The organism is Pseudomonas sp. Sample_20 (assembly GCF_004307585.1).
In the GTDB taxonomy this organism is placed as follows: Bacteria; Pseudomonadota; Gammaproteobacteria; order Pseudomonadales; family Pseudomonadaceae; genus Aquipseudomonas; species Aquipseudomonas atacamensis.
This window is the reverse complement of the sequence record NZ_RCOA01000030.1, coordinates 40,187-46,901: the sequence shown is the minus strand read 5'-3', so window position 1 is coordinate 46,901 and position 6,715 is coordinate 40,187. Positions and strand designations below refer to the sequence as shown.

Sequence of the window (6,715 nt, the reverse complement as noted above, 5' to 3'; positions counted from 1 at the left end):
CCGCTGCTGCTGGTGATCACCTGGTTCTACCTGGCGGTGCCGTTCGTGCTGCGCTGGATCACCGGCGAAGACACGCCGATCGGCGCGTTCACCTCGTGCGTCGTGGCGTTCATGATGTTCGAAGCGGCGTACTTCTGCGAAATCGTCCGTGCTGGTGTGCAGTCGATTTCCAAGGGCCAGATGGGTGCCGCGCAAGCGCTGGGCATGAACTACGGGCAGATGATGCGCCTGATCATCCTGCCGCAGGCGTTCCGCAAGATGACCCCGCTGCTGCTGCAGCAGAGCATCATCCTGTTCCAGGACACCTCGCTGGTCTACACCGTGGGCCTGGTGGATTTCCTCAACGCCTCGCGTGCCAGCGGCGACATCATCGGCCGCTCCAATGAGTTCCTGATTTTCGCCGGTCTCGTGTACTTCATCATCAGCTTCGCCGCCTCGCGGTTGGTCAAGCGTCTGCAAAAAAGGTTCGCCGTATGATCTCTATCAAAAACATCAACAAGTGGTATGGGGACTTCCAGGTGCTGACTGATTGCAGCACCGAGGTCAAGAAAGGCGAAGTGATCGTGGTCTGCGGCCCGTCGGGTTCCGGCAAGTCGACGCTGATCAAGTGCGTCAACGCCCTGGAGCCGTTCCAGAAAGGTGACGTGGTGGTTGACGGCACGTCAATCGCCGACCCGAAAACCAACCTGCCGAAACTGCGTTCGCGCGTGGGCATGGTGTTCCAGCATTTCGAACTGTTCCCGCACCTGACCATCACCGAAAACCTGACCATCGCGCAGATCAAGGTGCTCGGTCGCAGCAAGGAAGAGGCGACCAAAAAAGGTCTGCAACTGCTCGAGCGCGTAGGTTTGTCGGCGCACGCCCACAAGCATCCGGGGCAACTGTCCGGTGGTCAGCAACAGCGTGTGGCGATTGCCCGTGCGCTGGCGATGGACCCGATCGTCATGCTGTTCGACGAACCGACCTCGGCGCTCGACCCGGAAATGGTCAATGAAGTGCTCGACGTCATGGTGCAGCTGGCCCACGAAGGCATGACCATGATGTGCGTGACCCACGAAATGGGCTTCGCCCGTAAAGTGGCCGACCGGGTGATCTTCATGGACCAGGGCAAGATCATCGAAGACTGCCCGAAAGAGGAATTCTTCGGCGACATCAGCGCCCGCTCCGAACGCGCGCAGCACTTCCTCGAGAAAATCCTGCAGCACTAAAAGCAACGCACCCGCACCCTGTCTGTGGGGTGCGGGCAGCCTGACAATGAGATCCCCTGTGGCGAGGGGATTTATCCCCGTCCGGCTGCGCAGCAGTCGTAAAACCTGTGCATGCGGTCTTTCAGTTAAACCGCAGTGATCGTTTTGGGGCCGCTTCGCGGCCCAACGGGGATAAATCCCCTCGCCACAGGCACAAACAAGTGTTGTGGTTGACCCAAGGCATCTGTGATGAAATGCGACCCCACTCTTTATCGCGCTGCAGAGCCATCACTTGCCGTGAAGCCCCGTCTGATCCGTCATCTGTTCCTGCCGCCGCTGATCATCGCCCTGATGGTCGGACTGGGTTTCATCGGCTTCTGGACCAGTGAACACTTCGGCATCCGCAGCCTCGGCGAGAACGGTCAGCGTCAGCTGGAACTGCACGCCCGCGCGGTCGAAAGCGAGATCAGCAAATACACCTACCTGCCCAGTCTGCTGGAACTCGAAACCAGTGTGCCGCAGTTGCTGGCCGACCCGACCCCGGAGCACCGGCAGACGGTCAACGATTACCTCGAAGGCCTGAACCGCCGCAGCCGCAGCCGGGCCATCTACGTCATGGACACCACCGGCCGGGTCATGGCCACCAGCAACTGGCGCGATGTCGACAGTTACCTGGGTGAAGACCTGTCCTTCCGCGCCTATTTCAAGGATGCCGTGCGCGGCCAGCCCGGGCGCTTCTATGGCATCGGCAGCACCAATGGCGAACCCGGTTACTACCTCGCCCACGGCCTCGAAGAGCACGGCAAGATCATCGGTGTCGCGGTGGTCAAGGTGCGTCTGGAAGCCATGGAAGAGCGCTGGCAACGGGCGCGTCTGGAAGCGTTCGTCAGCGATGAGAACGGCATCATCATTCTCTCCAGCGATCCGGCGCGACGGCTGAAATCGGTGATCCCGCTCAGCGACGAGGTCAAGGAAAAACTCGCCCGCAGCCTGCAGTATTACTGGTTTCCACTCAACGAACTGCAACCGCTGGCCCGCGAGACACTGGCCGAAGGCGTGGAGAAACTGACCTTCCCGGCCAACAGCGAATTACAGCCCGACGAAGACGACATCAGTTATCTGGCGCAAACCCGACTGCTGAGCGACACGCCGTGGAATTTCACCCTGCTCACGCCGTTGCAGGACCTGCGCCGCGAAGCGATCAACCAAGGCATTCTGGTGGCGGTGGCGTTTGCCCTGTTCGCTTTTCTGCTGATTGCCTGGAACGAGCGGCGCAAAGTCCTCGCCACCCGCCTCGCCGCCCGCGAAGCGTTGCAGGAAGCCAACAGCCAACTCGAACGTCGGATTACCGAACGCACCGCCGATCTGCGCGCCAGCAACGAACGCCTGAAGAGTCAGATCCGCGAGCGCCGCCAGGCCGAAGAGACGTTGCGCCGCGCCCAGGATGAACTGGTGCAGGCCGGCAAACTCGCGGCCATCGGCCAGATGTCGACCAGCATCGCCCATGAATTGAACCAGCCGCTGGCGGCCATGCGCACGCTGTCGGGCAACACCGTGCGCTTTCTCGAGCGCGGCCAGCTCGACGTCGCCAGCACCAACCTCAAGACCATCAACGACCTGATCGACCGCATGGGCCGGATCACCGCCAGCCTGCGTTCGTTCGCCCGGCGCGGCGACAACAAGGGTCAGGCCAGTCTCGGCAAAGCCGTCGACGCCGCCTTGCAAGTGCTCGGCGCGCGCGTGGAAAACACCGCGCTGCAGATTCACCGGCAGTTTGCCGATGTGCAATTGCTGATCGATCAGACCCGCCTCGAACAGATCCTCGTCAACCTGATCGGCAACGCCCTCGACGCCATGCACGCGCAACCGCAGCCGCAGCTGTGGCTGGAGGGTGAAGAATTCAACGGCAAGTATCGCTTGCGGGTGCGCGACAATGGCCACGGCATCGACGCCGAAGCGCGCAAGCATCTGTTCGAACCGTTCTTCACCACCAAGCCCGGCGAGCAAGGCCTGGGACTGGGCCTGACCCTGTCCGCCAGCCTCGCCGCCGCTACCGGCGGGCACCTGGGTGTCGAACACCCGGCCGGCGGTGGCACCACTTTCGTCCTCAGTTTACCGTTGGTAAGCCCTACTCCTGCCGAGCCAATATGAACCACGAACTCAGTGTGTTGATTGTCGAAGACGACCCCCATGTGCTGCTCGGCTGCCAACAGGCGCTGACCCTCGAAGACATTCCGTGCATCGGCGTCGGCAGTGCCGAAGAAGCACTGGCGCAGGTCGGCGACAACTTTGCCGGCATCGTCATCAGCGACATCCGCCTGCCGGGCATCGATGGCCTGGAATTGCTCACCCGTCTCAAGCAACGTGACCGCAGCCTGCCGGTGGTGCTGATCACCGGCCACGGCGACATTTCCATGGCCGTCGGCGCGATGCAGAAAGGCGCCTACGACTTCATGGAAAAACCGTTCTCGCCGGAGCGCCTGGTCGATGTCGCGCGACGGGCGCTGGAGCAACGCAGCCTCGCCCGCGAGGTTTCCTCGTTGCGTCGGCAACTGGCTGAACGCGACTCCCTTGAAGGGCGGATCATCGGCCGTTCACCAGCGATGCAGAATCTGCGCGAACTGATCGCAAACGTCGCCGACACTTCGGCCAACGTCTTGATCGAAGGCGAGACCGGCACCGGCAAGGAGCTGGTCGCCCGTTGCCTGCACGATTTCAGTCGGCGCCACAGCAAACAGTTCGTCGCGCTGAACTGCGGCGGCCTGCCGGAAAACCTTTTTGAAAGCGAGATCTTCGGCCACGAAGCCAACGCCTTCACCGGCGCCGGCAAACGCCGCATCGGCAAGATCGAGCACGCCGACGGCGGCACGCTGTTCCTCGATGAAGTGGAAAGCATGCCGCTGCCGTTGCAGATCAAGTTGCTGCGCGTATTGCAGGAACGCACCCTCGAACGTCTCGGCTCGAACCAGAGCGTGGCAGTGGATTGCCGGGTGATTGCGGCGACCAAATCCGACCTTGATGAGTCGAGCAAGGCCGGGGAATTTCGCAGCGACTTGTACTACCGCCTCAACGTCGTGACCTTGGAATTGCCGCCGCTGCGCGAACGCCGTGAAGACATCCTGCAACTGTTCGAACACTTCACCCAGCAGTCGGCGCTGCGCTTTGATCGCGCACTGCCGGAACTGGACAACCAGACCCTGTCGAACCTGATGAGCCATGATTGGCCGGGCAATGTGCGCGAACTGCGCAACGTCGCCGAACGCTTCGCCCTCGGCCTGCCGGCTTTCAAGAAATCCGGGGCCAGCGCCGGCCAGGGCCTGGCGTTTGCCGAAGCGGTGGAAGCGTTCGAGCGCAATCTGCTGGTCGACGCCTTGCAACGCAGCGGCGGCAACCTGACCCAGGCCAGCCAGGAACTGGGCATGGCCAAGACCACGCTGTTCGACAAAGTCAAAAAGTACGGGCTGAGCCACTGATGGATCTGATTCTCAAAGCCGCCATCGGCGCCGCAGTGGTGCTGATCCTCGCGGCACTGTCCAAGACCAGGAACTATTACATCGCCGGCCTGGTGCCGCTGTTCCCGACCTTTGCCCTGATCGCGCATTACATCGTCGGCAAGGGCCGTTCGGTCGACGATCTGAAGACCACAATCGTGTTCGGCATGTGGTCGATCATTCCCTACTTCGTCTATCTGGCGACGTTGTACGTGATGGTTGACCGCATGCGCCTGGAAGCGTCACTGGCGGTGGCGGCGGTGGCCTGGTTGATAGCGGCGACGGTGCTGGTCAGCGTGTGGGTCAGGCTGCATGCTTGAACCCACGCGCATCTGCCTCTAGCGACCGTAGACTCGGGCCAGTTGCGCGGACGACAAGGCATCCTCGAACGGCACCGGCACTGACTTCACCGCACCGTAGAGATTGCGGTAGCGCCAGTAGTTGCCGTTCTGCGCCAGTTGATAACCGCGCTCGACCACGCGCTGGCCGTCGAGCACGTAACGCAGGGTTTCCTGCGCGGCCGGCGGTGGCGTCGGTTGCATCAGATCGGCGCTCAACACGCGCATGGATTCGTCAATGCATTCATCCAGCACGGCGGTGACCTTGGCCAGGTCAAGGGCGCCGTCATCGATGCATTGCTTGCCGCAACGACGGATCGGCTGACTGGCCACTTCGATGCGCATGCGGTACAGCGCCGAGCCGGCGATATCCTGCAATTGCACCTGATTGACCAGCACGAAACTGCCGCGATCGGGCGTCAGCATCAGCTTCGGTTCGATCAGCAAGCGTGCCGTCACCGCACCTGTCCCCTGCTTGAATCCGGACACTTGCGACGCCGCCTGGAAGCGCTGTTGCAAGCGCTCCTGCAACGGCACGCCAACAAGCAGGTCGGCCAGCGGCCGCGATTCGTTCAGCGCGGCTTTTTCGGCATCGCGCTGTAAGGTACCGGACCCCATTTGCGTGTTGATCAGGCTGGCCACCAGAATCCCCGCCAGCCCAGCGCCCGCGCCGGAGCTCGACACCAGTGTGTAGCTGGAATTGGCCGCGTTCACTGCCGCCTTGCTGTCGATCACCGTGCTGGCGCCGACAAACTCCGCCGGCAGTTGCACGTCGACCTTCAGCCCGTGTGCCTGCACATAGCTCATGGCGGCCTGATCCTTGAAACCGGCCTCGGGTGCCGGTTTCTGCGCACAGCCAGGCAACACCAGCAGCGAGATCACCGCGAGGGTCAGCGCCAGACGTTTCATTGCGCGAACGGGGCGATCATTTGCTGACGGCTGTTATCCATCGCCTGATAAAACGCGTTGGACAGGTTGGTGTAAGACGGCTCGTCCCACTCGCCTTGCGCGGCTTGCACAGCGGCGAATGGCTGGTACCACAAGAGTTTGTTGTCCGACAGATCGATCACCATGCCCTGGCCGCCGACCTGGGCCATCGGCACGCTGGTGGGCACGATGCTGTAGTAGCTGCGGGTGGCACCGGTGGCATAGATCGACACCAGCAGCAGACGGTCGATGCCGTGGGCAGCTTTCATCGGCGACAGGTCTTTGGTCATGTAGCCCTCGCGGAAATCGACTTCCTTGAAGGTCTTCAGATCGACCTTTTCATCAATGCGCTTGGCCTTGTAGCCCTTGGCTTGCAGCTTGGCGACGATGGCGTCGGGCAGGGTTTCCAGATCGCGCACCTGCCAGGTCTCGACATTGGCGCTGAGCTTGCTGTTGACGCCGGCATTGATGGCGTAATCGAGGATGCCCTGATTGCCGGTCAGCGCCAGCACCGGCGACGGTACGACGGTAATGGCCACACCGATGGTCGGCTCTTTGGCATCCCAGAACTGTTTGTCCAGGGCCACGGGCGGTTGCACATGGGCGCAGCCGGTGAGAGTCAGTACGGCGAGCAGAGCCAGCGCGGCCCATTGACGTGTAGCGCGAAAAATCATGGATCAAGTCCCTATGTCTGAAAACGTTCCTGCGCCTTATCGGCAACAACGCGGCAAACAATAGTGGCACATTGATATTTTTTTGGCGACAGGATGCT

At 61.7% G+C, this 6,715-nt stretch carries 7 protein-coding genes; 5 read left to right on the top strand and 2 right to left on the bottom strand.

What is annotated here, in order from left to right; genetic code table 11:
- From D8U70_RS07725 to D8U70_RS07705, 5 genes are all read left to right on the top strand, one after another.
- The coding region (locus D8U70_RS07725; RefSeq protein WP_130928591.1) for an ABC transporter permease subunit at positions 1 to 477 on the top strand (477 nt) is incomplete at its 5' end.
- Positions 474 to 1,208 (top strand): amino acid ABC transporter ATP-binding protein, encoded by a 735-nt coding sequence (locus tag D8U70_RS07720; RefSeq protein WP_016773390.1) that lies wholly within the window; start codon positions 474 to 476, stop codon positions 1,206 to 1,208. The genes D8U70_RS07725 and D8U70_RS07720, both read left to right, overlap by 4 nt.
- Positions 1,209 to 1,436: 228 nt before the next feature.
- Positions 1,437 to 3,338 carry an ATP-binding protein gene (locus tag D8U70_RS07715; protein ID WP_073473185.1) on the top strand — a complete coding sequence of 634 codons (1,902 nt, stop codon included), beginning with the start codon at positions 1,437 to 1,439 and terminating at the stop codon, positions 3,336 to 3,338.
- The gene (locus tag D8U70_RS07710; protein WP_016773388.1) at positions 3,335 to 4,660 is read left to right on the top strand and encodes a sigma-54 dependent transcriptional regulator; all 1,326 of its coding nucleotides are present in this window, start codon (positions 3,335 to 3,337) and stop codon (positions 4,658 to 4,660) included. Before D8U70_RS07715 ends, D8U70_RS07710 begins: the two co-directional genes overlap by 4 nt.
- An 8-nt stretch (positions 4,661 to 4,668) precedes the next feature.
- Complete coding sequence (locus tag D8U70_RS07705) at positions 4,669 to 4,998, top strand: GlpM family protein (RefSeq protein WP_172834034.1); 330 nt, start codon at positions 4,669 to 4,671, stop codon at positions 4,996 to 4,998.
- 18 nt (positions 4,999 to 5,016) lie between these two features.
- Here the strand turns inward: D8U70_RS07705 and D8U70_RS07700 are convergent, their stop codons facing one another.
- Positions 5,017 to 5,925 carry a hypothetical protein gene (locus tag D8U70_RS07700; protein ID WP_073473188.1) on the bottom strand — a complete coding sequence of 303 codons (909 nt, stop codon included), beginning with the start codon at positions 5,923 to 5,925 and terminating at the stop codon, positions 5,017 to 5,019.
- Positions 5,922 to 6,617 carry a hypothetical protein gene (locus tag D8U70_RS07695; protein WP_024014168.1) on the bottom strand — a complete coding sequence of 232 codons (696 nt, stop codon included), beginning with the start codon at positions 6,615 to 6,617 and terminating at the stop codon, positions 5,922 to 5,924. The genes D8U70_RS07700 and D8U70_RS07695 overlap by 4 nt, the downstream gene beginning before the upstream one ends.
- Positions 6,618 to 6,715 lie beyond the last annotated feature (98 nt).

Bases quoted from the DNA above. Each gene is read 5' to 3' on its own strand.
- D8U70_RS07720 (WP_016773390.1), top strand. From the start codon at position 474: ATGATCTCTATCAAAAACATCAACAAGTGGTATGGGGACTTCCAGGTG.
- D8U70_RS07695 (WP_024014168.1), bottom strand. From the start codon at position 6,617: ATGATTTTTCGCGCTACACGTCAATGGGCCGCGCTGGCTCTGCTCGCC.
- D8U70_RS07710 (WP_016773388.1), top strand. From the start codon at position 3,335: ATGAACCACGAACTCAGTGTGTTGATTGTCGAAGACGACCCCCATGTG.
- D8U70_RS07700 (WP_073473188.1), bottom strand. From the start codon at position 5,925: ATGAAACGTCTGGCGCTGACCCTCGCGGTGATCTCGCTGCTGGTGTTG.
- D8U70_RS07715 (WP_073473185.1), top strand. From the start codon at position 1,437: ATGAAATGCGACCCCACTCTTTATCGCGCTGCAGAGCCATCACTTGCC.